This window comes from Mesobacillus sp. QJM3NY_10, from assembly GCF_056173465.1.
Map to the genome: position 1 here is coordinate 3,662,295 of NZ_CM149675.1, position 23,596 is coordinate 3,685,890.

Annotated in this window: 24 protein-coding genes, 1 pseudogene and 1 other annotated feature (1 of these 26 running past the window's edge); of the genes and pseudogenes, 7 read left to right on the forward strand and 18 right to left on the reverse strand. The window is 39.9% G+C overall.

Going from position 1 to position 23,596, the window contains the following annotated elements; genetic code table 11:
- Positions 1-24: 24 nt before the first annotated feature.
- The 5 genes from mbcS to ezrA form a co-directional block, all read right to left on the reverse strand.
- On the reverse strand, positions 25-1,605 hold the full coding sequence (mbcS, locus tag AC0VX7_RS18445) for an acyl-CoA synthetase MbcS (RefSeq protein ID WP_475425348.1): 1,581 nt from the start codon (positions 1,603-1,605) through the stop codon (positions 25-27).
- 198 nt (positions 1,606-1,803) lie between these two features.
- A complete protein-coding gene (locus tag AC0VX7_RS18450; protein WP_023626976.1) occupies positions 1,804-2,010 on the reverse strand; it encodes an alpha/beta-type small acid-soluble spore protein in 207 nt (68 codons plus the stop codon).
- Positions 2,011-2,108: 98 nt separating this feature from the next.
- Positions 2,109-3,317, reverse strand: coding sequence for a tRNA uracil 4-sulfurtransferase ThiI (thiI, locus tag AC0VX7_RS18455; RefSeq protein ID WP_475425349.1), 1,209 nt, complete (start codon positions 3,315-3,317; stop codon positions 2,109-2,111).
- Positions 3,314-4,459: a cysteine desulfurase family protein gene (locus AC0VX7_RS18460; RefSeq protein WP_475425350.1), complete on the reverse strand. Its 1,146-nt coding sequence runs from the start codon at positions 4,457-4,459 to the stop codon at positions 3,314-3,316. Before AC0VX7_RS18460 ends, thiI begins: the two co-directional genes overlap by 4 nt.
- A gap of 156 nt (positions 4,460-4,615) precedes the next feature.
- Positions 4,616-6,307 (reverse strand): septation ring formation regulator EzrA, encoded by a 1,692-nt coding sequence (gene ezrA / locus AC0VX7_RS18465; RefSeq protein ID WP_475425351.1) that lies wholly within the window; start codon positions 6,305-6,307, stop codon positions 4,616-4,618.
- Positions 6,308-6,510: 203 nt separating this feature from the next.
- On the opposite strand from ezrA, the gene hisJ reads away from it, so the two are divergent.
- Complete coding sequence (gene hisJ / locus AC0VX7_RS18470; protein WP_475425352.1) at positions 6,511-7,308, forward strand: histidinol-phosphatase HisJ; 798 nt, start codon at positions 6,511-6,513, stop codon at positions 7,306-7,308.
- Positions 7,309-7,333: 25 nt separating this feature from the next.
- Here the strand turns inward: hisJ and refZ are convergent, their stop codons facing one another.
- Positions 7,334-7,969, reverse strand: coding sequence for a forespore capture DNA-binding protein RefZ (gene refZ, locus AC0VX7_RS18475; protein ID WP_475425353.1), 636 nt, complete (start codon positions 7,967-7,969; stop codon positions 7,334-7,336).
- Positions 7,970-8,122: 153 nt separating this feature from the next.
- On the opposite strand from refZ, the gene AC0VX7_RS18480 reads away from it, so the two are divergent.
- Positions 8,123-8,605: a GAF domain-containing protein gene (locus AC0VX7_RS18480; RefSeq protein ID WP_475425354.1), complete on the forward strand. Its 483-nt coding sequence runs from the start codon at positions 8,123-8,125 to the stop codon at positions 8,603-8,605.
- A gap of 69 nt (positions 8,606-8,674) precedes the next feature.
- Here AC0VX7_RS18480 and megL read toward each other — a convergent pair whose 3' ends face one another.
- Positions 8,675-9,886: a methionine gamma-lyase gene (megL, locus tag AC0VX7_RS18485; RefSeq protein WP_215033953.1), complete on the reverse strand. Its 1,212-nt coding sequence runs from the start codon at positions 9,884-9,886 to the stop codon at positions 8,675-8,677.
- 293 nt (positions 9,887-10,179) lie between these two features.
- Entirely contained in the window at positions 10,180-12,072 is a 1,893-nt protein-coding gene (locus tag AC0VX7_RS18490; RefSeq protein ID WP_475425355.1) for a sensor domain-containing diguanylate cyclase, read from the reverse strand.
- Positions 12,073-12,526: 454 nt separating this feature from the next.
- Between AC0VX7_RS18490 and rpsD the strand changes: the two genes are divergently transcribed.
- Both rpsD and AC0VX7_RS18500 read left to right on the forward strand, forming a co-directional pair.
- Positions 12,527-13,129: a 30S ribosomal protein S4 gene (rpsD, locus tag AC0VX7_RS18495; RefSeq protein ID WP_041965450.1), complete on the forward strand. Its 603-nt coding sequence runs from the start codon at positions 12,527-12,529 to the stop codon at positions 13,127-13,129.
- Between the two features lie 290 nt (positions 13,130-13,419).
- Positions 13,420-13,842, forward strand: coding sequence for a hypothetical protein (locus tag AC0VX7_RS18500; protein ID WP_475425356.1), 423 nt, complete (start codon positions 13,420-13,422; stop codon positions 13,840-13,842).
- Between the two features lie 68 nt (positions 13,843-13,910).
- Here AC0VX7_RS18500 and AC0VX7_RS18505 read toward each other — a convergent pair whose 3' ends face one another.
- From AC0VX7_RS18505 to AC0VX7_RS18515, 3 genes are all read right to left on the reverse strand, one after another.
- Positions 13,911-14,363 (reverse strand): hypothetical protein, encoded by a 453-nt coding sequence (locus AC0VX7_RS18505; protein WP_475425357.1) that lies wholly within the window; start codon positions 14,361-14,363, stop codon positions 13,911-13,913.
- The gene (locus AC0VX7_RS18510) at positions 14,356-14,544 is read right to left on the reverse strand and encodes a hypothetical protein (RefSeq protein WP_475425358.1); all 189 of its coding nucleotides are present in this window, start codon (positions 14,542-14,544) and stop codon (positions 14,356-14,358) included. Before AC0VX7_RS18510 ends, AC0VX7_RS18505 begins: the two co-directional genes overlap by 8 nt.
- A gap of 79 nt (positions 14,545-14,623) precedes the next feature.
- A complete protein-coding gene (locus AC0VX7_RS18515; protein ID WP_475425359.1) occupies positions 14,624-14,866 on the reverse strand; it encodes a hypothetical protein in 243 nt (80 codons plus the stop codon).
- Here AC0VX7_RS18515 and AC0VX7_RS18520 point away from each other — a divergent pair.
- Both AC0VX7_RS18520 and AC0VX7_RS18525 read left to right on the forward strand, forming a co-directional pair.
- Positions 14,850-15,305: an IS3 family transposase gene (locus tag AC0VX7_RS18520; RefSeq protein WP_475425360.1), complete on the forward strand. Its 456-nt coding sequence runs from the start codon at positions 14,850-14,852 to the stop codon at positions 15,303-15,305. The two genes, AC0VX7_RS18515 and AC0VX7_RS18520, sit on opposite strands and share 17 nt — an antisense overlap.
- A gap of 21 nt (positions 15,306-15,326) precedes the next feature.
- Positions 15,327-15,731 (forward strand): annotated as a pseudogene (locus AC0VX7_RS18525) (integrase core domain-containing protein); the annotation flags it as partial.
- Between the two features lie 716 nt (positions 15,732-16,447).
- Here AC0VX7_RS18525 and AC0VX7_RS18530 read toward each other — a convergent pair.
- The 4 genes from AC0VX7_RS18530 to AC0VX7_RS18545 all read right to left on the reverse strand — a co-directional run bounded on the left by AC0VX7_RS18530 (position 16,448) and on the right by AC0VX7_RS18545 (position 18,625).
- A complete protein-coding gene (locus AC0VX7_RS18530) occupies positions 16,448-17,152 on the reverse strand; it encodes a hypothetical protein (RefSeq protein WP_475425361.1) in 705 nt (234 codons plus the stop codon).
- Between the two features lie 51 nt (positions 17,153-17,203).
- On the reverse strand, positions 17,204-17,626 hold the full coding sequence (locus AC0VX7_RS18535; RefSeq protein WP_475425362.1) for a DUF3908 family protein: 423 nt from the start codon (positions 17,624-17,626) through the stop codon (positions 17,204-17,206).
- A 106-nt stretch (positions 17,627-17,732) separates the two neighbouring features.
- Positions 17,733-18,044, reverse strand: coding sequence for a hypothetical protein (locus AC0VX7_RS18540; RefSeq protein ID WP_475425363.1), 312 nt, complete (start codon positions 18,042-18,044; stop codon positions 17,733-17,735).
- Between the two features lie 101 nt (positions 18,045-18,145).
- Positions 18,146-18,625 (reverse strand): hypothetical protein, encoded by a 480-nt coding sequence (locus tag AC0VX7_RS18545; protein WP_475425364.1) that lies wholly within the window; start codon positions 18,623-18,625, stop codon positions 18,146-18,148.
- A 440-nt stretch (positions 18,626-19,065) separates the two neighbouring features.
- Here AC0VX7_RS18545 and AC0VX7_RS18550 point away from each other — a divergent pair, with 440 nt between their 5' ends.
- Complete coding sequence (locus tag AC0VX7_RS18550) at positions 19,066-19,872, forward strand: hypothetical protein (protein ID WP_475425365.1); 807 nt, start codon at positions 19,066-19,068, stop codon at positions 19,870-19,872.
- Between the two features lie 10 nt (positions 19,873-19,882).
- Here the strand turns inward: AC0VX7_RS18550 and AC0VX7_RS18555 are convergent, their stop codons facing one another.
- From AC0VX7_RS18555 to tyrS, 3 genes are all read right to left on the reverse strand, one after another.
- Complete coding sequence (locus AC0VX7_RS18555) at positions 19,883-20,329, reverse strand: ArpU family phage packaging/lysis transcriptional regulator (RefSeq protein WP_475425366.1); 447 nt, start codon at positions 20,327-20,329, stop codon at positions 19,883-19,885.
- A gap of 46 nt (positions 20,330-20,375) precedes the next feature.
- A complete protein-coding gene (locus AC0VX7_RS18560; RefSeq protein ID WP_475425367.1) occupies positions 20,376-21,242 on the reverse strand; it encodes a HEPN domain-containing protein in 867 nt (288 codons plus the stop codon).
- 854 nt (positions 21,243-22,096) lie between these two features.
- A complete protein-coding gene (gene tyrS, locus AC0VX7_RS18565; protein WP_475425368.1) occupies positions 22,097-23,356 on the reverse strand; it encodes a tyrosine--tRNA ligase in 1,260 nt (419 codons plus the stop codon).
- A gap of 72 nt (positions 23,357-23,428) precedes the next feature.
- Positions 23,429-23,596: a binding site (T-box leader), on the reverse strand; it runs 53 nt beyond the window's last position.

Sequence of the window (23,596 nt, forward strand, 5' to 3'; positions counted from 1 at the left end):
AGCGGCCTGCCTCTTGTTAAACTTTTATTTTGCCCCTTCCAATTCCTTTTTCCTTAGTTCGATGCGGCGGATTTTACCAGATGTTGTTTTTGGAAGTTCTTCAAGGAACTCAATCTTTCTTGGATACTTATATGGAGCCGTTAATTCCTTCACATGCTGCTGCAGCTCAGCCACAAGGTTTTCCTGTTCAGGGCTTACGCCATCACGCAGGACAACAAATGCTTTGACGATATGGCCGCGGATTTCATCCGGTGATGCGACTACAGCACATTCACTTACATAAGGATGTTTTACCAGTGCATCCTCAACTTCAAAAGGCCCGATTGTATAGCCGGAGCTGATGATGATGTCATCGCCGCGCCCCTCAAACCAGAAGTAGCCTTCTTCATCTTTGCTCGCTTTGTCCCCTGTTACGTAATAATCGCCACGGAACTGCATCGCTGTCCGCTCTGGATCCTTGTAATAATTTTTGAACAACGCAGGTGTTTCAACATGGACAGCAATGTCTCCAACTTCTCCTGGAGCACAGGGCTCACCATTTTCATTGATGATCTCGACCCTGTTTCCAGGCGTTGGCTTGCCCATCGATCCCGGTCTCAATTCCATGCCTTTTGTCACGCCGACAAGCAATGTGTTTTCTGTCTGTCCATAACCGTCGCGCACCTCGACATTGAAATGCTTTTTAAATGTATCAATTACTTCACGATTAAGCGGTTCTCCAGCAGAAACCGCACTGTGAAGCCCTGGCAGGTTAAAATCATTTAAGTTTTCTACCTTCGCCATCAGACGGTATTCCGTAGGTGTGCAGCAAAGGACGTTCACATTGTATTTTTGTAAAAGTGATAAATACTTTTGCGGCTCGAATTTACCCTGGTAAACCAGGCCGGTTGCGCCGGTTCCCATAACGGATAAAAACGGGCTCCAGATCCACTTTTGCCAGCCAGGACCTGCAGTGGCCCAGACAGTGTCACCGTCCTCGATGCCAAGCCAGTTCGTCGCTGCTGTGCGAAGGTGGGCATATGCCCATCCATGTGTATGGACGACCCCTTTTGGATTGCCAGTCGTTCCGGAGGTGTAGCTAAGGAATGCCATGTCATCGCGTTCTGTATCAGCCAGCGGAAGGTCGTCCGAAGCAGATTCCATTTCGGAATCCAGATGGATCCATCCTTCCTTTTCGTCTCCAATAACGAATTTAGGCAGGGCATTCGCTTCCTCGATCCCCGTGAATTCATTGGTAAAAGGAGCATAGCTGACAATCGCTTTTACGTCGCCATGGTTGATTCGGTATTGAAAATCTTTCGTTCTTAGCATTTCTGAACTAGGGATGACAACTAACCCCATTTTCAAGGATGCAATATAAACCTGATAGGCCTCAATCAATCTCGGTACGACGACCAATACGACATCCCCCTGCTGCAAGCCATGTTCCGAGAAAACGTTTCCAATCCTATTCGCATTCTTTAGTAGTTCACGGTATGTAATCTCATTTGTGCTGCCTGCTTCATTTTCCCAGATTATTGCTTTTCTTTCCTGATCCTGAGCGAAACGCTCCATTTCAGTTACAAGATTATACTTTTGTGGCGCAATCAATTGTTCTCTGTTCATACTCTTCCCCCTCAATATTTTGTTAAGGCCAGTTTCGCTTATGCGACTACTTGCCTTCTTTATCCCCAATTCCTATTATACAAAATTATTTAAAAATTTAAAATTATATGATAACACTTTTTTGATATAATAATTTTTCCTGCAAAAAAAGAGCGAGGCATCTGCCCCGCTCCTTGTAGCCATATTATTAATTTTTAATTAGCGAGAGAATCCGCCACCAAGTTGTTGTTCAGCCATTTGAACCAAACGCTTAGTGATCTCTCCACCTACAGAACCGTTAGCGCGAGAAGTAGTTTCTCCGCCTAGCTGTACACCAAATTCAGAAGCGATTTCGTACTTCATTTGGTCAAGAGCTTGTGATACTCCAGGTACTAGAAGTTGATTTGAGCTGTTGTTGTTTGCCATGTGTTTCACCTCCTTGTGAGTATAGAGTGTGTAAAAACACATGGCTTAATTCAAATCTTTAATTGGTAATTGTTCACAAATTCATCATAAATCATAAATTAAAATAGGTCATCCATTGAATCATCTTTTCGTTCTGAAGCCGGTTTGAGAACCATACGCTCCGTTGCTTCAACGGCTTTTTGGATCAATTCCTCGAAGTCAAAGTAGCTTTCAAAGTTTTGAACCTTATCGAGCTTTGGTTTTGTTTTCGGTGATGAAGGAACAAAAACCGTGCAGCAATCCTCATATGGGCGGATCGATATGTCATGGGTATCGATATCTTGAGCAATATCCATGATTTGAAGTTTGTCCATTGTAATCAAAGGTCTGATGATTGGTGTAGTAGTCACTTCATTGATCGCATACATACTTTCAAGCGTCTGGCTCGCTACCTGCCCAAGACTTTCACCAGTGATGATCGCAAGGCCGCCCTGTTTTTCCCTGATGGCGTCCGTTATGCGGAGCATCATTCTCCTTGTTGTTGTCATCGTATAGTTTTCCGGTATTTGCTTGTGAATTGCCTGCTGGATTTCAGTGAAAGGCACAATGTGAAGTGCGAAGTGGCCGTTTACCTCTGCCAATTTTTCCGAAAGATCGATAACCTTTTGTTTTGCTCGCTCACTTGTAAATGGAGGACTGAAGAAATGGACGCCTTCAACCTCGAGACCTCTCTTCATTGAAAGGTAACCTGCTACAGGACTGTCAATTCCCCCGGAAAGCATCAGCATCCCTTTGCCCGCAGAGGCAGCAGGGAGTCCGCCAGCACCTTTTATCGTTTCAGCCGAAATATAAGCGGCTTCTTTCCTGATTTCAATCTGAAGATTAATATCAGGGTTGCGGACGTCTACTTTCAAGTCATCAACATTCCTTAAGATGTGGCCACCGAATTCCGAGTTGATTCCGTTTGTATCCAATTCAAATGTCTTGTCCGAACGTTTAGCAGTGATTTTAAAAGTCTGGCCTGACTTATGAATCTTCCTGAAAAGTTCGAGTGCAGCATCTTTCATTTTATCGAGATCTTTTTCAACTTTTACAGCCGGACTGAAGGATTGAATCCCGAAAATCTCTTTCAGCTTCTCTCCAATTCCGTCGCTATCCTCGCCATTAAGAAGGATGAACATGCGGTCGCGTTCTGCCTTGATGGCTACATTCGGATAGTTGCTTAAAGCTCTTTTAATATTTTTTCTCAGTCGATCAATGAATTTATTCCTGTTTCTTCCTTTTGTCGATATTTCTCCATACCGAACTAAAATACGGTCATACATCATTTCTTTACTACCTCGCTTAAATGTTTTACTGTTTCAGCAATTGCCTTTGTTGCTATCTCTGCTTCTTCTACTGTATTGCTGTATGTCAGGCTGACTCTAATCGCGCTTTCTGCTTCATCTTGTGGCACTCCCATTTCCAGCAAGGTCTTGCTTGCAGCTTTCTTTTTGGAGGAGCAGGCGCTTGTGGTTGATACATATATATTTCTTTCTTCCAGCGCATGTACAAATGTTTCTGCCTTCAACCCCTTGATTGAAAAGTTCAAGATGTGGGGGGCACGATTCTCCATTGGCGTGTGAATGGTGATTTCCTTGATTTGGCTGATACCACTTCTTAATCTTTCCATCGCTGCTTCCATTTGATTCAGCTTTTCTTTACTCTGTTCAAATGTCATTCTCAGTGCCTTTGCCATTGCAACCATGCCTGCTACATTTTCCGTTCCGCTTCGCTGCTTCCATTCCTGATTTCCGCCGGAGAATAATGGAGACAAACGGACGCCTTCTTTTATAAACAAGGCACCTGTCCCTTTCAACCCATGGAATTTATGCCCCGATATGGTGGACAAATGGATTCCGGCTTCATAAAAGTTCAATGGCACCTTCCCAACTCCCTGAACGAAATCAACATGGAAAAACGCTTTTGGATATTTTTTAAGCAAGGTTCCAATATCCTTTATAGGCTGAATGGTGCCAATTTCATTATTGACATGGATCACAGACACCAGGATAGTATCATCTCGCATTTCTTTCTGAATTGACTCCACGCTGATAAAGCCGTTACCATCTGGTTTTACATATGTTATTTCATAGCCGAGCGATTCAAGCTGCACCATAGCATTGTGGATGGATGCATGTTCAATGCTTGTGGTTATGATATGCCTGCCTCTTTCCCGGTGAGCCATCGCGATTCCTTTAACCGCAAGATTATTGCTTTCCGTTCCTCCGGATGTGAACAGGATTTCCGTTTCTTTTACATTCAGCAGCTTGCCAACCTGGGAACGCGCCTGCTGTAGCAACTTCTCTGCCTGCCCGCCGATTTTATGAAGTGATGAAGGATTTCCGAAAAAATCCTCTGAGACCTTTACAAATGAGTCCAATACTTCCTTATAGGGTTTAGTTGTTGCGCTGTTGTCTAAGTAAATCACCGTATCCCCCCTTGTTCAATACGTTTATGCTAACTAGAAATCTTATCATACGAAGTAATCAATTGAAAAATAATCGGAATTGACATTATATAGTATGCCCGGAAGCCTGTATCTCCCAAAAAAACAGGTCTCCATGACGGAGACCCACGTTTTTCATCACTCTTTTTCAGCTAACATTTGCTCGATTCTCTTCAGGGCACCAGGTTCTACTTCCTCAATGGAAGTAGCCGCCTGTTCAAGTGCATCACGATAATCGTAATTCCGGAAATACTCTTCTGCTTCTCGGAGTCCCCGGTCAACCGAAGGATATCGGCTGCGGTACCTGTTGCCATATTGAATGACTCGCTCAGCCAGCATGACGGTCTCGACGATTTCTTCAGTCGATGCTTCAAGCTTTTCAACCGTCAGCACAGCGATTTCTAAATACTGTTGGACAACAGGAATATCCAGCGGCTTCTCCTCAAGCTTTTCATTGACTTGTTTGATGCTTTCATTGGCATCTTCAAGAAGGTATTTGTATTCCTGTGACAAACCAGGCATATTGCTTTTAGAAACGGTCCGGATTAGTTCGGAAATCTTTTTCGACAGATCCCATACCTTATCCCTAGCCGCCATTTCATCCTTCCTTAGGGCGCTCAACTTTTCCATCAATACTTTTTGCTCTTCAACAAGCTCATCAAGCTGATGCTTCGCTTCTTCAAGCTCCACCTTTATCAGGCTTTGCGCTGTGTCGTTTTCAGTAATTCTGTGATCGATTAACTCGAAGCGCTTAAGCAGGCCTTTGAGCTGTTGTTCTACATTCGTTTGTGCCGACAACTCTTTATCATTCAGGTGATAGCTCTCCTGGATATGCTTTGTCTCTTCTTTCAACGTCTTGCTTTCTGTTATTGCTTTTACGAGGGTTTCTTTTGCCTCGTGTTCTGTCTTCGTAATGTATTGTTTAGCCAGGACCTCAGCTTCAAGGAGATCAAATAACTTCTCAACACGTTCCTTTAACCCTTGAATGCCCTGATCAGCGATTTCAACATCGCCCTTTTCAAGGGAAGCCCGATATTCAGTCAGTTCCTTTCCGATTTCCTCAACCTCTTTTTCTGCGTTCAGATGGTCAAGTACATATCCCTGTGCAGCCATCTCCCTGACTCCGTCCTTCAGGTCGCTGACTTGGGCAGGAATGACCGACTGACAATCATGCAGCAGCGCTGGAATGGATTCCATCTTGCTGGATACCTGTTCAAGCAGGGCCTGGATGGACAACACAGTTTCCCTTGCTTCAAGGTAATTGCCATTATCCGTTTTTTCATCAAAATCGATGAATTTTGCCTGGATGTTTTCAAGCATAGCTTCGAGACTGGCCTCAGCGCTTCCAAAGCTGTGGCGGTGTGATAGAAGGTTTTTCTTATTATCCCTGTATTGCTCCTTCAGACCATCGATTTCTTCTCGATTTTTCTCCTCGCTACCGACAAGCTCATTCAACTCACCGAGGATTTTTTTAATCTTATCCTCTGTTTCCGTAAGCTTACGATCAATGACGGCAAGAGATTCCTTCGCCTTTTTGAATCTGTATTTATCAATGTACTCTTCAGCATCGAACAAATAATCTTCGATGCCTGGCAGCTTGGACGTAACAAGTTCATCCCATTCCTGGCGCCAGCGCTCGAAAAGCTCCTCTGTCTGGCCAGTCATGTTCAGCTGTTTTACCTTTGACATTTCATCCAGCACCGGCCGGTTCATGATATCGATTTTCCATGACTCATACCGGTCGACCTCACTGTAATACTTCCGTTTCATAAAATATCCGATTAAAAAAAGAATTATCAATATAGCTATTCCGCCGATTATGTACTCCATTGTTATCCCCCTGGCCTCACAAATTCCAAGTTCTGAATCCTTCTATATAAAATGAATTTATAAATGCGTGTATAATGTATTTATATTACCATGTAAACGACAATTTTTGACTATTAAATTCATATTTTTTGTTGAAATTATCCGAATTAAGCCGATTTAACTTGAAATCTCGCATAATATATTACTTTAGGAGGCCTGAAATCATGAAAGATGGGCACGTACACACATCTTTTTGCCCGCATGGCACTAAAGATTCGATAGATGATTACATCGAGAGAGCGCTGAAGCTCGGCTATACAGAAATCACGTTCGCTGAGCACGCCCCTTTGCCGGAAGGATTCATAGATCCTACACCAATGAAGGATAGCGCAATGCGTTATGAGGATTTGGAGCCTTATTTTCAAGCTATAGAAGAAGCGAAGGTAAAGTACCGCGGGAAAATTAAAATCAATACTGGATTTGAGATTGATTTTATCGAAGGATACGAACTTCAGACTGCCAATTTCCTCAACGAGTTCGGTCCTCGTCTCGATGATGCCGTTCTATCCGTTCATTTTTTGAAAAACCTCTCAGGAAAATATGATTGTCTTGATTACAGCCCGGACAACTTTGGAGAAATGGTGAAAGAATATGGATCTGTGGAAACTATCCATCGCCATTACTATCAAACTGTACTGAAATCCATTCTTGCTGACCTGGGTCCATATAAGCCAAAAAGAATCGGACATATGACCCTGGCGAATAAATTCCGTTTAAAATATCCAATTGCGCAGGAATGTATGGTGGAGATCATTCAAATTCTGGAGACTGTTGCGAAGCAGGGCTATGAGCTCGATTATAACGGAGCGGGAACAGCAAAACCTTTATGCCGTGAGCCATATCCTCCAGACTGGGTAATAAGCGAAGCCAAAAAGCGTGGAATCCAACTCGTTTACGGATCAGATGCGCACCAGGCGAAGGAGCTCGGACAGGGCCTTGAGCGAATGCACATAAAAAAATAAGGAAACCGGCAGCTTTACCGGTTTCCTATATATTGATCAACATTTTCTCCGGCACTTTATGATCTGCACAAAGGGTTCCTTTGATCCATTGTGAAATCTCATAGCTGAGCATATCAGCAAAGTATTTTTCATGAGGCTGCACATGCAGAACCTCCGTCACATAATGGGTATTCAAAAACGGCATCGACAGCAGCCCTTTTAATTGTAAAATGCTGAACTGAATGGAATGCTTTTTAAATTCTCCGTTCCCCATTCCAGCTTCAAGCACCTTTTTAAACATATAGCGTTCTTTCACATGATAGGTGGACATAATTTCCCGGACAACCTGCGAGTCTATTGTCATCTCTCTTAAAATAAACCTTGTCAATTGACTGTTTTGGCACTGGTATCTCAATACATTGTCAACCATTGCGTTCAGGCATAATTCCGCACCGTATTCCAGTAATGAAAAGCCTTTTTCCAATTCTTCCATATAGCTTTCGAAGAAAACAGTAAAACAATTTTCGAGGAGTCCATTTTTATTCCGGAAGTAGTATGAGATATTCGCTGCATTCACGTCTGCCTTTGCCGCAATATCCCTTACTGATGTCCCATTGAACCCCTTCGTATTGAATAAGTAAATGGCCGCATCAATAATCGCAGCTTTTGAATTTTTTCTCATTGCCCCACCCCTCACTTTCCGCAATTAACCTTACTGTTTACCTTTCTGGAAATCATTTAAAATTCCTTTATAAAAAGCTCGACAAAGTCTCCATTGTTTCGCCGATTTTTGATACAATGTAGATTAAAACTTCAAGAATGAGGGGGAAAAACTGTGTTTAAAGTCGAAACATACAGCGACAGCCGTGAAAAAAATTACGATTTATTGATAAAGCAACTCAAAGCATTGGTGGAAGATGAAAAGAATGCGATTGCGAATTTTAGCAACGCTTCTGCTTTATTGAACCAATTTCTCGATCGCGTCAACTGGGTCGGCTTTTACCTGATGGAAGATGGCGAGCTTGTCCTCGGACCATTCCAGGGCCTTCCAGCCTGTGTAAGGATCCCGTTCGGTAAAGGAGTTTGTGGTACAGCCGCATCCAAGCAGGAAACAGTAAGAGTAGAAGATGTCCATGCCTTCCCGGGCCACATCGCATGTGATGCCGCGTCACAATCGGAAATCGTCGTTCCAATCGTCAAGGACGGAAACCTACTTGGCGTTCTTGATATCGATTCACCAGAAAAAAATCGTTTTGACGAATTAGACCAGCAAAAGCTTGAGGAATTCGTTGCAGTGTTGGTGCAGTACATCAGCTAGTTTTAAATAGAAAACGTAAAGAAACCCTCCCGAATTCCGGGAGGGTTTCTAACTGAAATTAGGATTCTCTTAAATCGAGCCAGTCTCCATAGTGCTTTCTTTCCTTACAGCTTCGAATGCTGCTTCAAGGTCATCCCTTAAATCTTCCCATGCTTCCAATCCAACTGACAGTCGGAGCATGTTGTCTTTGATCCCCATTTTTTCTCTTGCTTCTTTTGGAACTACAGCATGTGTCATTGTCGCAGGGTGCTGAATCAGTGTTTCTGCATCACCAAGACTTACAGCAATTTTAATGAGCTTTAGCTTATTGATGAATGCCTGCGCTTCTTTTTGGCCTCCTTTGATGTTAAAGGAAATAAGGCCGCCTGGCTTGCGCATTTGCTTTTTCGCAATTGCATAATCAGGATGCTTAGGGTCGCCAGGGAAAATGACTTCTTCGACTGCAGGATGATCAGAAAGATACGCTGCCAATTTTTCCGCATTGTCACAATGGCGATCCATCCTTACCGGCAATGTTTTCAAACCACGAAGCAATAACCATGCATCGAATGGTGAAATAACGCCGCCAATGTCCTTTTGCGTTGTCATCGATATTTTAGTCATGATCTCCTTTGGCCCGACCGCTACACCGGCAATGACATCACCATGTCCGCAAATATACTTCGTTGCGCTGTGGATGACGAAATCACATCCAAGCTCGAGCGGATTCTGGAGATATGGCGAACTGAATGTATTATCAACAACTACTGGAATCCCTTTTTCCTTCGCAACGTCCGCGACCATTTCCAGGTCAACCAGTCTCATTGTTGGGTTGATCGGCGTTTCAATATAGATGACTCTTGTCTCTGGGGTAATGGCAGCCAATACTTCTTCTCTCGTCGACATCATCGAAAAATCATGGTTGATCTCATATTTTTCTTTCATGAGCTGCAGAAGTCCGAACGTACAGCCATACACGCCCTGTGAGCAAAGGATATGGTCGCCTGTGCGTGTCAGCGCTACTAATATCGCAGAGACAGCAGCCATCCCTGATCCAAACGCAAGGCCTTTTTCCCCTTTTTCAATCGTTGCCATCCGCTCCTCAAGCATAGCAACTGTAGGGTTTCCAAGACGTGAATAAATGAATCCTTCCTCTTCTCCGGCAAAGCGTCTTTCACCCTGTTCAGCAGTATCGAAAGTGAACGTACTAGTTTGAAATAACGGAGGCGCAAGGCTTCCCCTGAATTCGTCAGACTTATATCCAGAATGGATAACTTTTGTTTCGAATCTTTTCTCTCCCATTACGATTCCTCCTATATGTTCTGTAAACGCTTACAATTTACCCCCATAATCAGGATATGACATTTACCCTGATATGGAAAGTGATTTCACTCACACTAATATAAAAAGTCCTGTTGTCCATTAAACGAAAAAAGCACTCATTCCTGAGTGCTGATTAGAAAAGCGCAAGCGCCTTGGTCAGCCCCGACAAGCGCTGGAGTGCCTGACAGTGAAGTCGTTCTTTGACTTCATTGGCAGGAACGAAGCGACTCGAGGGGCTAGGCGCTGGAGCTGGACAATTCTCAAAGTGAAATTTATAACTTACTACCAAAGCAAGATTGATTTTCATTCTGTACGACTACTTTATTTTTCCCTGAGCCCTTTGCTATATAAAGAGCCTGGTCTGCCCTTTTGAACACGGTCTTGGTCGTGTCTTCCTGTCCCCTGATCCATGTGGATACCCCACATGAAACCGTGACATTCGGGTTCGTATGTTTTTCTACTTTAGCTACTAGCCTATTCGCAATCATGACACCAGTATCGAGAGGTGCTCCTGGAAGATAAATCGCCAGTTCCTCCCCACCCCATCTGGCACCAATGTCAGTCCCGCGGATATTCTTCGCAATCTGGCGGGCCAGCTGGATGAGAACCTCGTCTCCCACCTGATGGCCATACTGGTCATTAACGCTTTTAAAATTATCAATATCAATCAAAATAAAGGTTCCCTGCTGATCTTCAAGCATGGAAAGATTCATTTTGTCATCCAAATACCCACGAGAATACAGCTTCGTCAAATGATCCGTCACAACCATTTTTTCCAGCTCTTCACGCAGCATTGAATTGGTAAAAGCTAAAGTTGAATGGTGGATAAGAGATTGGAGCAGTTTGAATGTATCAAACGCAAAGTGATACGGCTCCTCATGCATGACAAGCGCAAAACCCTTTAATTCCCCGCTCTGGATCATCGGGACACCCATAATCGAGTGGAAGTGTAAAGAGGCGTCTTCTCTATCAGAGGAGATATCTCCGATGAATAATGGTTCCATTTCCTGCTTGATTCGTTTGGCGATCCTCAATATATAACTGGAAGCATCTTTTGAAAAGAAAAAGCTTGTGCTGCCTTGCAGGACTGAGTAATCATCACGGTCTTCATCAAGCAAGATGAAACCGACTTCCTGAGCATTAAAAGATTTGATGATTTGTCCGCAGATAAACTTCATCGTATCTGTCAGTCGCAAGCTAGTGTTCAACTGATGCGAGGTTTCATTGATTAACTGCAAATCGGCAATCAATTTCCTGGATTGCTCATATAGCTTGGCGTTTTCCAGCGCACTGCCGGCGGTATTGGCGAGCAGCTTAATGAACTCAACTTCATTTTGCGGGAAAACAAGTGAGTTCGGGGCAATCACCTGCAAAACTCCGTAAACACCCTGTTTGCCTTTTAGAGGTGCATACATGATTGAATTTTTTTCTGTGACTGAGTCCTCGAACTGGATCTGCCCGCTTACATATGATTGCATCGCAGTCAGGTTATCGCTATCGTATTCAAGGTCTTTAACCGGCAATCCACCATACCCCTTATGGTCATGGGACAACAGCAGATAATAGGTGAAAGAAGGATATACTTCCCTTAGTGTGGAAATGATTTCACCGAGCACGGCATCCATATCCATCGTCGAATGGAATTTTTTCGTCACCCTGAATAATTGCTTATATCTTTTTTCTTCTTCCATTGTATCCGCCAGGCTACGCGCCTTCTCAATAAATACATTGCACTCAAAAGAAAGCTTATTAAAGAACCGGTCTGATAACCGGGTTAGTGATACACCGGTGAATTGAAAGCCAAACAGACCCTTTGGTTTTTCATTAGCGGCCAAGACAAGCAACAGTTCGTACTGAGGCATAGATTCTGGATATTTAATGAAAGAATAGGGTTTCTCAGCCAATTCACTTACCAGACAATCAGGAAAAGTACCAATCACTTCGTCATTTATCGATGAACGTGTTGTAGCCTCCAGGAGCATTCCCTGTTTCCATTCCTGGCAGCCATAAAAATCGATTTCTTCAACTTTCAGGAGTTCTTTTAAAATAGCCATCATTTGCGAGAGAACTTCTGAGAAAGAAAAAGATAATCCGCCAGTGCTGATCAAATCAAAAAATCGGCTTTTCAGTTCTAATATAATCTCGCGCTCTATTAATTCTTCCATATATATCACCTGTTTTAAAATCACTTAACAGCGATTTGTAAGTAGCTGTTTTGACAGGCAGCAGCCTGAATAAACTAAAATGATTCATCACGTGGCAAGGTAATATCCAAATATTTGAAAAATATAACAATTACTAATCATTATACCATAGACCTAGTAAAATAGTATGATATAAAAGACAAACTTTTCAGGTGAAAAACTAGCTGAACATTTCTTGATTTTTAAATATGCCCTTGACTTTATAGCAACAGAAATTATATAATACTCTTTGTGTAAAATATCGCAGCCTATGTGGTCTAGATTATGTATGTATTTTGTTCCTCGAACGTTGTTTGATGGTGTATCTCGTAACCCGCTGCTGCTAGGGCGAAGGTACATGAAAACAAAATACCCATAAGTGCTTAATCACAATCTGTTTTTATTTTACAAAATAAAAACTAAGGAGGAGTCATTCATGGCTCGTTATACCGGCCCAAGCTGGAAACTATCCCGCCGTCTTGGAATTTCACTAAGCGGTACAGGTAAAGAATTAGAAAAACGCCCTTACGCACCAGGTCCTCATGGTCCTAACCAGCGTAAAAAATTATCCGAATACGGATTACAATTACAAGAGAAGCAAAAGCTTCGCCACATGTACGGAGTTACTGAGCGCCAGTTCCGTAACTTGTTCGACAAGGCAAGCAAAATGCCTGGTAAGCACGGCGAAAACTTCATGATTCTTCTTGAAGCTCGTCTGGACAACGTTGTTTACCGTCTTGGTCTTGCTCGCACTCGTCGTGCAGCTCGCCAGTTAGTAAACCACGGTCACATCATGGTTGATGGCGCACGCGTAGATATCCCATCTTACCGCGTAGCTCCAGGACAAACAATCACACTTCGTGAAAAGTCACGCAACCTTGATGTTGTTAAAGAAGCAATCGAAGTTAACAACTTCGTACCTGACTTCTTGACTTTCGATGCAGACAAGCTAGAAGGAACTTTCACTCGTATGCCTGAGCGTTCTGAACTTCCAGCTGAAATCAACGAAGCTCTTATCGTTGAATTCTACTCTCGTTAAGCGAGATGCAATTTAAATAGTAACTCAAAAAACCCTAGAAAACCTGTTAAATCAACGGTTCTAGGGTTTTTTATTTATATTCAGCTTTGTAAAACAAAGTATTCTCCACCAACTATTCGGGGGAGGTTTTGGGGGGACTTTGGGAGCACCAATCAAAATTAATTGGACAGACGCTTTATATTAAACACTCCACTTCCAATCAATGTAGCTAGGAAGTAGCCGTTTTGCCCGCATATTACCAATTCCCTATGATTTGTAGTATATTAGATTCTGGTAAGGGAGGGACATATATGAGGTTTTTAAAAATAGTTTTTTTAACACTAATTATTTCGGTCGCTTTAGGATATGGCGTTTATTATTTCGGAACAAATTTAGCTTCAGAAAAGTTAATGGATGCTGTTTCAACTGAATTAATTAATACCGGAGAAATGGAAACCATCAAACATACAATTGAAAGTGATCCAGAGCTCAAATCTCTATTAGAGAATACTGAAACAGTTGATGAGAGTAAATTACCATTTAAAACAAAAGAAGAAGCAACTAAAGTTTTGATCCAAAAGGTAGGAATAAACGAACTTCAAGCAATACAATCACAGGTTCAAGAAGGAACAATTTCAAAAGAAGAACTTTTACAAGAATTCCAAGAAAAATTGTCGGAAGAGGAAATAACAGCATTAAAGGTAATTGCATACAAAGAACTTTATAATAAGTAAAGTTTATGGACAACTGAGTAATTAAAATTTTTGCTGTGTTGGGACGGTTTTTTCACCGTCCTTTTTCTTTATCCGATTTTAATTTTCACTTCACTATTTACTTTCGTTTTTTCTTCCACTAGAGAGTTTACAAAATCAGTAAAGCTTTGTGTCTGGAATACTTTAAATGGATATTCACCGTCAATTGCATAACGCTGATCAGAGAGAATCAGTACATGAGGGAATGGATTCTTGCTGACAACATCGCCATTGTATAAGTCAACATAACGCTCCATTTTTTCATCCATCAACTTATCAGAGTAAATAGTCCGCTGAACTTCTATAAAGAACCCAGTGCCTCGGAATCTACAATAAATATCTGGCTCATCTCCCCCTTTCTTTCCGTATTTAGGCTCAACCCAAAAACTCTCCAGTTTACCTAGATTCCTCATTTCCTTATAGACTTCCAATATAGCTAGGAAGTGCCCTATTTTCGCGCTGTTGTGCTTCATGGATACATCTATCTGGACCAAATTAGACATATGGCACAAACGCTGTACTTCTCTGTATCTGTCCATCGCGCATAAGCCGAAGTAGAACATTGTTCGCAGCATACTTAGGATTTTTCAAACCTGCAAAGTGCAATTCGGCTATGCTGTCACGATCCATTACCCTGAATCGATTCAAGTCTTTTATGATGGCTTTATCCCTATAAGTTAGCATCGATAAACACATCCTTTTCTGTCATTTTTTTAGGTTCTTTCTTTTGTTCCTGTGGCGTTATATCCTTCACAGGTTGCTTTTATATACAGAAAGCATTTAGTAGCTTCTTAGCCTCTTCAAGTTCCAAATATGGTGCTTGTAAGTCATACAGCTTATCGGCATTCATGATGAAGTGACCGCTCTTCTCGATTTCCTCCGCTTCAGGCGTATTCACTATCCTGGCTTCGATCTTATCCCTCAGTTTAAAACCCATAGAAACGGTCAAATTGGCTCTGATTGTCGTATCGGCAGCTGAGAAGTTTTCCTTGATCGAGAAAACCATCAGAATTCATCAGTTAAAGAAAGCTGTTTCCTACCTATGTGAATTGGCAGGTGTCAGCCGAAGTGGGTACTATGATTGGTTGAAGGCTGCACCATTACGGGCACAACGTGACGAGCAGGATGAACTTGATATAGAGTTAATCCGAGAAATTTTCATAAGCAAAAGAGAAAAAGTAGGTGCCCTCCAGATTAAAATGATCATGGAGAATGATTATTTAGCTGTAATGAACCACAAGAAGATTAGGCGTTTAATGGCAAAATATAATCTTGTAACTAAGATATGGAAAGCCAATCCATATCGTAAGATGGCCAAGGCAACCCAGGAACATAGAACCTGCACTAACCTTCTTAATCGTGAATTCAATCAGGAAGTACCAGGAAAAGTCCTGCTTACAGACATTACTTATCTCTATTATGGAAAGGGCCAAAAAGCATATTAATCCTGCGTAAAGGACGGCGCGACAACAGAAATTCTTGCCTACTACCTTTCCACGTCTTTAGAGATGGATATCGTCTATAAGGCGTTAAAAAAGTTAAAGGCAGCTGTTGGCAATAACTTTCATCCAGAAGCCATGTTGCATTCTGACCAAGGAATGCACTACACGCATCCTCTATTCCAAAGCAAAGTGAAAAAGCTCGGCTTAACTCAATCAATGTCCCGAAAGGGAAACTGTTGGGATAACGCACCAATGGAAAGTTTCTTTGGACATTTTAAAGACTTAGCAGAGTATAAAACACTTGATAATATAAAGGATGTAAAGAAAGAAGTAGATCGTGTAATCGAAGAATACAATCATCATCGTTATCAATGGGGCTTAAATAAAATGACCCCGGTACAATACCGGGGCCACTTATTAGCTGCATAGGCGCTTTTTTAAAATTGTCCGTAAACGGGGGCACAGTTCAATGCCTTAAACTTTTTTATATTTACTTGTTTGCACTTCGTTTTCAAATGATAATAACATTTGTTCTAAATTTATTTTTTGGTTTGTTGAGTATATAATTCTATTGCTCTTCCGTTGACAAAAACTTGATTACTTCAAGGACAGGATCAACAATATCATCAAGTGATCCTATTACTGAGTAACCACTGACACCGAAATGCGAGTATGTATTCCTATAATGATTTAATCTTAAGATAGCAGCTGCCTGTTTCTCAGTTAGAATTAAAGCTTTTCCATTAATACTTTGTATAAATTCTTCCTTTTTACACACCTCTAATAATTCCATAATACTTAATAAACGCCATTTACTCGTATCTTTTTCTGTGAACTTGAAAATTGTATTTAGAGGATTTCCCAACTTTACATTTGCAACTGCAAAACCATAAAGAGCACCATGTAAACTTATACAAACCCATTTAAACCTATGTTTGTAACTAAAGTTTCTATAATAAGAATGTGCTTTTTATAAAAAATCAATAGCATTCTCTAACGGATCAGACTCAAATTTTTCTAACAATTTTTATACCACCTCTTGTTTCAAATAATAATTCGACAAAAGTATTATAATCCTGCATTAAAATTAAAAAGCACTCCCAATGAAATATTCCAAAAAAAGCACCCTTGGTAGGATGCTTCTTTTATCGTCTCATTTTATCAAGAAGGTCGTTATAACGTTGCCTTTCCTCAGTAGACATTTGTTCTAAATAGTTATCATGTCCTTCCTGCATTATCTTTTTCTCCATCTTTTTTCTGTTCTTAATACTAAATATATTAGAAATAATTTCATTCCACTTTGTTAATTCTTTTTCTGCCAACACAAGATATTGTGGACTTTTTAACAACTCAATCTTTTCTATAGTTTGTTGAATAAAGTTTGCTGGAAATGCCGCATCAGTATCTTCTAGTTTTTTAGCTGTTTTAATAAGATTCTCATTACTATAGATGAATTCATCGCGCTTACTAATCTGCTCTTCAAAATAATTACTAAACGTATTAATTAACCCATCTACTATGAATTCCTCATATATTCCTTCCTTCGATTGAAGGTAAGAAATTCTATTTTTTAAAGTTTGATATGGATTATTTTTGTAATCACCTTTAAAATCATTACTACCTAATAAAACAAGACCTCCAGATATTAACCCTCCAATATCCGTGAGTTTTGTTTCTGGAAACGATTCATCCCATTCTTTTAAAGCTTTAATTAGTGAGTCTGCAAACATTATTATCCAGCTCCTTTCATTGTTTTTCCTGGTTATTTCATTTGGTGGTTTTTCTCTTTTGGATCGTAATCGATTGAGCTGCTGCATCTGGTCCTTGGTTAAACATTCAGCTATCTTCATATCCATCATCCTTTCTCCAATAAAAAAAGCACCCCGTAGGATGCTCCACCATTAATTAAACTTTTTAAAAATAGCTTGAATCAATTCAATATAGTTATCGTTCCATGCACTGTTTGAATCGTCCACACTGTTAAATAACATTTGTTCACCATTTTCAAATTTAAGAGTCAGCAGTACGCCTTCATGAGTAAGTTCTGGAACCACTAATGACGTTTCTTTAACTATAGAGTCAAAACTTCTAATAAAATAAGTCTGTTCTCTCTCAAAATGAACAACAACAACTTTATTTTTCAGAAAAAAAACAAATTCCTTATGTTCATTAGAATTAAAAATATTTTTCGGGTAGAAAATCTTTATCTCTTCTGGGTTGATAAAGTCTTCAACTACTTCTAACATTCTTATATAAAATCTGCTCGTTCCTTCAAATGCTCTTCTTCTCAAATTTTCTTGGAAATTACTATAGGAATATGACATTTTCACACCTCCTTCCGTCTTTCATTTCGACAAAAGGAGATATTTTCCTGCAAGTTCCATTAAAAAAGCACCCTCGAAAGAATGCTTTATTGAACCGTATAGAAAATTAACTGCGGATTTTTCTATTCAAAGCCTCTCCAAATGAGAATAATGCACCAAGAAAAACAAGTGGGCTAGCAAAAATATATCCTGCAACGCTTGAACCTACAAATAAAGCAGTATAGTAAAGTAAAGTCTCATTCCCAAATAGGTCAAAAATATTGAAAACAATGAAAGTAATTATTCCAATAATTACTAAGACCCAAAATGTAAAGGATAAATCTAAAAACGTTAACAAAAAGAAAAAAACAAGAAGGACACCTGCAATAATACAGGGTATTAGTCCAAAATAGTCCAAAGCCAAATTAACTTCTTCCACTAAGCTGTTCACCTCCAATTTTGTAGTACATAAATTATATCGGCAAAGGTTCGACACTAATTTAATGGTTGGGTATTAAAAAAGCACCCTTGAAAGGATGCTTAATATCTATTTCCATATTTAAATATCAAATCAACTAATTCTTGCTGAGAGTAATCGCCTACTTGATGTGAATCGTATGAGTATCCGTCTTCTCTTGCTTTCTGCATGTAAGGTCTTGCTTCCTCATACAAATCAACATGAAGCCTTCTAATAATCGTATTAAGCTCAGTTGAATTTACTTTGTTTCTTTCATACAAATCTAACAGATCAGATAAGCCTCCAGGACCTGTATACCAATGTAGATGACCATCTGATAAGTTTCTGCGGTTATGTCGTGGAGTCTGACAATCAAGACCTGTTGTAATGTGATGAACTATCCTGAAATTCTTGGCAGTTCTTCCTTCTTCATCAGGTTCAATGAAACTATCCCATTCCAACATTCCATCTTGATCTGACTGAATGATTTCTCCACACCTATCGCAATACCATTGTTCTTTTTGTTTTAGTATTAAATTTAAGTGTTCTAGTGATACATCCATTTGTGCTACCTCCTTTGCTTTTATTTATTAATTATCAAACAAATGGAAGTATATGGACAATCCCTATCGTTCGTCAAATAATGACATAATAAAGCTGCCACTTACTTCGGCTGGCAGCAAACCGTCCCGATCCATTCCTTAAGTAGCTGGGATTACCACTGGCCCAACAAGGAGGTGTTGAATAAAAGGGTATGAGCGATGGCCTGACTTCGATATGTGAGTCAGCTAGCAACATCACCAGGAATGGCATGATCAATATTAATAGTAAGCAATAAAAAAGGAATCGAATGAGTGTCCCTCAATCAATTCCCGATGATATAAATTTATCAGGTAAATATGCAAATGGGTTAAAAATTCCTCCGATTTTTTTATAATATTTTCCTATTTATTTCTATGTTAATGTAATATTAACTAGATAATATTTGGAAAGGATGTAAAAAATGTTTAAATGGATAGAAAAAAAGGATCTTATTTATTGGTTATTATTTGTTCTAATGATTTGGTTACTTACATCAAATTATGATGTTACCCTTAGTAAATGGAGTTTTGCGGGTACAATCATATCTATCATTCTAGCTGTTATTGCTATTATTTATTCTTTTGACCAAAGTTCAACAACTTTATATTCAACCAGAAAATTAGAAGAATCCTCCAATAAAATCGAAAAAGTTACGAAATTATTAGAAACTACTAGTATAAATGATTTATTTTCTAACTTAGAAGCAAGAATAGAGTCACTAAATCAATCATTTGACGAAAACATAAAAACCAATCTATCTATTTATCAAAAAAATATAGAGGATATATTTGAAAAAAATCTCACTCATAATATAGGAAATGATATACAAATTTTATCTGAAGTTGAATGGAAAAACTTTATTAAAGACTCTTTGAAAGATAAATTTAATAATACAGGGTTGACAACACTTATTTTAATTTATAGTTATTTAGTTTTTAAAAAAAATAAAAACTTAAACTTTAAAGCTTTGGCTAATCTCGTCAATTCTAGTCTTTCACATCAAAGTGATATAATAGGAGAGAAATTCATCAAGAATTTAGAAGGACTGTTTGATGGATGCTTTCTGACTTTTGCAGGTTTGAACGTTTTCTCGGTTGAAGCCTCGGATTTAAAAAGGATTACAGCAACATCCTCTACTTTTACTGCAGCAATGGAATCAATTTTAAGTGAAGTGCCAGAAAACAATCTTATAAAAGCCCTTAGTGAATTTATAGAGAAAAGCCACTAATGTGGCTTTTTCACTTTTTTTTAGTTATAGCGATGTTTAAATTTAAGGCTAGCCTATAGAATGCTTTCCAACGTATTTTCGCATAAGTCATTGAACTTATTGGTGGTTGAAATTTATGACAATACACATTGAAATCAGTTATATATTCACTATCATTAACCAAATATCGCTCTTCAATTAAAAACCTTTCCATCTTTGGAAGTCTACTTACAGCTCGCTCAATATGTTCACAGAATTGCTTCCTTCTTGCCTGTGCGTCTACATTATAAATAGCAATCGTCCCAGTTTGATCTCCAGTTTGATTAGTTGGTCCATGATATCGTGGCGAACTACTGGCAGTTATACTTGCCTCACTCTCTTCAAATGTTAAGTATTTAATCAACCGGTATTTCTCCAAATATTCCTCTACTCTTGCCTGTGTGGCCTTTCTATCTAACTCAGGCAACTCAAAGCTCATTCTATCTACCCCCTAAGGGCCCAGGAAAGAACCCGCAGTTAATAAATCAAAGAATTTCTAACGTCGTTTTAAAGATTGTGTAAAATACAACTCTTACCGTGATTTCAAAAGCATTTTTAGCCTCCTCCTTGGTAATTGTAATATCACCACCATGGGCAATTTTATTTCTTATACGGAATAGGTCTCTAATTTCTCTATAGAATTCGGTGTCTTGGGTCAAATCAATAGAGTCTATTTCTATCAAGTGTATTTCTAACTTTTCAGGGATATTTGCTTCTTCAACCACTTTACGTATTTTAGTTTTACTTGCACCTTTTTTGATTAATAATACCCTCAATAAGTGATCAATAAAGCTCTCAAGTGAAATTACTGCTGTCAATAAGGACAAATTATATTGTTCTCTAATATATTGTTCTCTGGCTTGAATTAATACCTTACGCCAAATAGGTAATGTATCGTTTTCCTCTTGTCCGTAAATCATGACATTAATTTTTAACGGTTGTCCCACTCGTGCTGAATAAGGATTTTTACTTTGACTTGAAAATATTGTTAATGTATCATTCTCACCTGTTATTTTACCTTCAACGTCTGCAAATCCATCTTGACATGTTAGAAACACTTTATTTATTTTAGGTAACCTTTTCTCAAGTTTTAATCGTGTTGTGTACCCTATCCGAATAGTGCCTTGAGCACTTAATATTGCATCACTTATAAAATCATGTTGGCTAAAAATATTCTCTGAAAGGATACTATTAACAATGCCATCGATGTAAGTGAAACTGTTTCCACATGAACAGTTAATTAAGTGTTGTTTCCCATTAGTTTTAGCAAGTTCCATCTCACTAGGTGTTAGGGACCAGCCCCTTTTACAATTATTACATTCAACCGATAAAAATGTATTAAATCCAATCACTCATTTCTCTCCCTACTGATCTTTTAAATACAATTCTATTTCAGACCAAAGATTTCCTCAACGCCAAGGTAGTCTCCCATTAACTGCTCCTGGAGTACCAGTTCCCATACGCTCTCTGATGGATGGCGATATCCGAAGATAATCCGGTTGCCATTTCGATTCCTGTGGAGGCGCCTCCACCTGCAAAAATATCTACTATATTTCTCTGAATAAATTTAACTGCACTAAATGCCCTCCTTTTATAAGTTTTGGGATATTTTCTCATTACAACTTCTGGTAGAATAAGAGAAATAAGATTATAGGAGATGAAATTAATTATGTTAGATATTCTTCAGAATAAAATCGTTGCACCAATCCTAGGACTAGCTGCCGGGGCAATCTTTTTTTATTTTGTAGTAAAATATGGTGACCAACTTTCTAAAATTATTTTCAGCTAAGATCATCCTTAAGATGATCTTTTTTTGTTGTTTGTTAATATTCCAGCTTTCACAAAAATATTTCTCCAGGCGATATCCAACGATTCTTTACGACGGCGGGCAAGCCCTTTTGGTCGGGGTTTTTGTTTTTGGCTAAAACAGTTTTATCCGAAAAACTGAATATGTGCAAGAAACAATGCTGACAACAAAATCATTTATCGAGTTACTAAATACTCTTTTTGAGTAAAATTATACATATCGCGGAATTATCATTGTTTTTCGCGGAATTCGGTTCTAGTTTCGCGGAATTATGCCGTAGTTTCGCGGAATAGTTTAGTTGGCAGGGTTAAACTGAAGTCAAAAACAATTCCAGCAATATATTTTTATCGCCAAGTTAAGTAAAAACAGCCTTCCCGGACGGGAAAGGCTGTTTTTTCATTAGTATTTAATCATAAAGTACTTCTTTTTTCCGCGGCGGACGATGGTAAACTGTCCGTCGATCTTGTCTGCATCGCTAAGGACATAGGCAGTGTCGGTGACGCGCTCTCCGTTCAGGGAGACTGCACCGTTCGTTACATCTTCACGCGCCTGGCGCTTGGATGGCGAGATTTTCGCTGCCACCAGCAAGTCGACTAAGCCTTGCTCTTCTTCCCCTTCCACTGTAAAAGAAGGAACATCTTTGAAGCCTTGCTTGATTTCATTAGCGCTCAGGTTTTTAATGTCGCCGCTAAAAAGTGCTGCTGAAATCCTGATTGCCTGCTGAAGTGATTCTTCGCCATGGATCATTCGTGTCATTTCTTCTGCAAGGGCTTTTTGAGCCTTGCGAAGATGTGGCTCTTCCTCAACCGCTTTTTCCAGCGCTTCGATCTCTTCTTTTTCTAAGAAAGTGAAGAATTTCAAGTACTTCACGACATCAGCATCAGCTGTGTTGATCCAGAACTGGTAGAACTCGTATGGTGACGTTTTTTCTGGATCAAGCCATACAGCTCCGCTTTCTGACTTTCCGAATTTTGTTCCGTCTGCCTTTGTGACAAGTGGAATAGTCAATCCGAAAGCTTTTGAGCCTTCAGCAGACATTTTGCGGATCAATTCAAGACCGGTCGTAATATTACCCCATTGGTCGCTGCCGCCAATCTGCAATTTGCAGTCATGTTTTTCGTATAAGTGGTAGAAATCCATCGCCTGCAGGATCGTGTAAGTGAATTCCGTAAATGAAATACCCGTTTCGAGCCTTGAAGCAATTGTGTCCTTTGCGAGCATGTAATTGACGCCAACATGCTTTCCGAAGTCACGCAGGAATGTAACGACATCCATGGACCCTGCCCAATCGTAGTTATTGACCATCAAAGCGCCATTGGCACCTTCAATATCAAAAATTTGGCCAAGCTGTTTCTTGATGCCTTCTACATTTAGCTGAACTTGCTCAAGTGTCTGCAGTTTACGTTCCTCACTCTTTCCGCTTGGATCGCCAATCAATCCAGTCGCTCCTCCGACTAGAACAATCGGACGATGCCCAGCATTCTGGAAACGGCGCAGAGTCAGGAACGGAAGAAGGTGACCGATATGCATGCTGTCCGCTGTTGGATCGACACCACAGTATAGAGAGATCTTTTCCTTCGAAAGTAAATCCTTCATTCCCTCTTCATCTGTTTGCTGGTAAATAATCCCGCGCCATTCGAGATCTTTTAGTAATTCCATCTTTTCTTCCTCCATTCGAATATATATTTCGTAACCGGATTTTCGCCCAATAAAAAACGCCCCTGCAATAAATGCAGGGGCGCTGTATGCGCGGTACCACCCGGCTTGAAAACAAAATAAACACTGTCTTCCACTCAATAAAATAACGGTTAAACCGTCCGCGGCTACTGATGAATATGTTCACTGCGGCGCTCGGGGAGGTAATTCATCCTTCTGTTTGTACCGGCTCACAGCGGCCGC